The 1,548-nt window shown below is 70.9% G+C and carries 1 protein-coding gene and 2 pseudogenes; all 3 read left to right on the top strand.

Annotation, left to right across the window (positions count from 1 at the left end):
- Positions 1-274, top strand: a pseudogene (locus ACFU99_RS43215) (CDP-alcohol phosphatidyltransferase family protein); the annotation flags it as partial.
- Positions 275-312: 38 nt separating this feature from the next.
- Positions 313-1,167 carry a glycosyltransferase family 2 protein gene (locus ACFU99_RS43210; RefSeq protein ID WP_384404153.1) on the top strand — a complete coding sequence of 285 codons (855 nt, stop codon included), beginning with the start codon at positions 313-315 and terminating at the stop codon, positions 1,165-1,167.
- Between the two features lie 78 nt (positions 1,168-1,245).
- A pseudogene (locus tag ACFU99_RS43205) lies at positions 1,246-1,548 on the top strand (ABC transporter permease); the annotation flags it as partial.

Genomic DNA, 1,548 nt, shown 5'->3' with positions numbered 1-1,548 from the left:
CCACCAGGGCGGGCTGCCGCCCGTCAAGGAAGCGGCGTCCGAGCCGCGCTCCTCCGGCATGGCGCTGGCCCGCCGGGCCGCCGGAGCGCTCAAGTTCCACCGGCTCATCCTCTGCATTGAGGCGTCCCTGCTGATCCTGGTCCTCGCGATCGTGGACTCCATCCGGGGCGACCTCTTCTTCTCCCGGCTCGGCGTCGCCGTCATGGCCGGTATCGCGCTCCTCCAGACCCTGCTGCACCTCGTGTCCGTCCTCGCCTCCAGCAGGCTCAAGTGAGCGCCGCGAGCGCGAGCGTCGGCGCGGTCGTCCTCACCATGGGCAACCGCCCCGACGAACTGCGCGCGCTGCTCCGCTCGGTGGCCGGGCAGGAGGGCGACCCGATCGAGGTCGTCGTCGTCGGCAACGGCTCCCCGCTGCCCGAGCTGAAGGTCGACGGCCTGACCGTACGGACCGTGGAACTGCCCGAGAACGTGGGCATCCCCGCGGGCCGCAACGTCGGCATCGAGGCGTTCGGCCCCGGCGGCCAGGACGTCGACATCCTGCTCTTCCTCGACGACGACGGACTGCTGCCCGGCCGGGACACGGCCCGGCTGTGCCGCGAGGCGTTCGCCGCCGACCCGCAGCTCGGCATCATCAGCTTCCGGATCGCGGACCCCGAGACCGGCGTCACCCAGCGCCGCCACGTGCCCCGGCTGCGCGCCGCCGACCCCATGCGCTCCTCGCGCGTCACCACCTTCCTCGGCGGCGCCAACGCCGCCCGCACGAAGGTCTTCGCCCAGGTCGGCGGGTTGCCGGACGACTTCTTCTACGCGCACGAGGAGACCGACCTCGCCTGGCGGGCCCTCGACGCGGGATGGATGATCGACTACCGGTCGGACCTGGTGCTGCACCACCCGACCACGGCCCCCAGCCGGCACGCCGTCTACCACCGCATGGTGGCCCGCAACCGGGTCTGGCTGGCCCGCCGGAACCTGCCCGCCCCGCTCGTACCGGTCTACCTCGGGGTCTGGCTGCTGCTCACCCTGGCCCGGCGTCCGTCCATGCCCGCGCTGCGCGCCTGGCTCGGCGGTTTCAAGGAGGGCTGGGCCGCACCGTGTGGTCCACGGCGCCCCATGAAGTGGCGTACCGTTTGGCGCCTGACCCGACTGGGCCGACCTCCCGTGATCTGACAGGCTCTTGTCTGAGAGCATCGGGCGCGATCCGGGGCGCGGCCCCGGCAGCGCACCCTGAGGACGAAAGTGTCAACTGTGAGCGAGACAACGCACGACAGTGCGGTCGCCATGAGTGCCCAGCCTGCACCCGACGATGGACTCTCCGCCGCCGACCTGGCCACGAAGTACGGGCTCTCGGTGAGTGGCGCCCGGCCGGGGCTGGGGGAGTATGTGCGGCAGTTGTGGGACCGGCGGCATTTTATTGTTGCTTTTTCCCGGGCGAAGCTGACGGCGCAGTACAGCAAGGCGAAGCTGGGGCAGGTGTGGCAGGTCGCGACGCCGTTGCTGAATGCGATGGTGTATTTCTTCATCTTCGGTCTGCTGATGCAGCGGGGCAAG

This window comes from Streptomyces sp. NPDC057654 (genome assembly GCF_042800135.1).
In the GTDB taxonomy this organism is placed as follows: domain Bacteria; phylum Actinomycetota; class Actinomycetes; order Streptomycetales; family Streptomycetaceae; genus Streptomyces.
This window is presented reverse-complemented; position numbering and strand designations above follow the sequence as displayed.

What these genes read in the sequence shown, in the direction of transcription:
- ACFU99_RS43210 (WP_384404153.1), top strand. Translation starts at nt 313, where the DNA reads ATGGGCAACCGCCCCGACGAACTGCGCGCGCTGCTCCGCTCGGTGGCC.